This window comes from Pseudomonas sp. HY13-MNA-CIBAN-0226, assembly GCF_040310305.1.
GTDB lineage: Bacteria > Pseudomonadota > Gammaproteobacteria > Pseudomonadales > Pseudomonadaceae > Aquipseudomonas > Aquipseudomonas gregormendelii.
In genome coordinates this window covers 1-244 of sequence record NZ_JBEOPS010000538.1, presented here as the reverse complement: position 1 = coordinate 244, position 244 = coordinate 1, and the positions used below count along the sequence as shown (strand labels likewise).

The window sequence follows — 244 nt, the reverse complement described above, 5'->3', positions numbered from 1 at the left end:
GCAATGGCCAATGCTGAAACACCCTTTTCTAGATATCCCGTACGCACCGAAACTTCGGCACTTACTCAGCCCGTTCGATATTTATGATCGCGAAGAGACTTTAGGTGAAGAGTTTGCACGTTACGACATCAACCTTGACACAGACAGAAGGCGACTGATCAAAAAATACATAATTGAGAAATCTTCAGATCTAAGCTATCGACATCGCAAGGTCTTATGCGACAAATTGGTGGCTGCACTTAGC

The 244-nt window shown here is 44.3% G+C and carries 1 pseudogene; it reads left to right on the top strand.

What is annotated here, in order from left to right:
- A pseudogene (locus tag AAEZ05_RS29810) lies at positions 1-244 on the top strand (hypothetical protein); the annotation flags it as partial.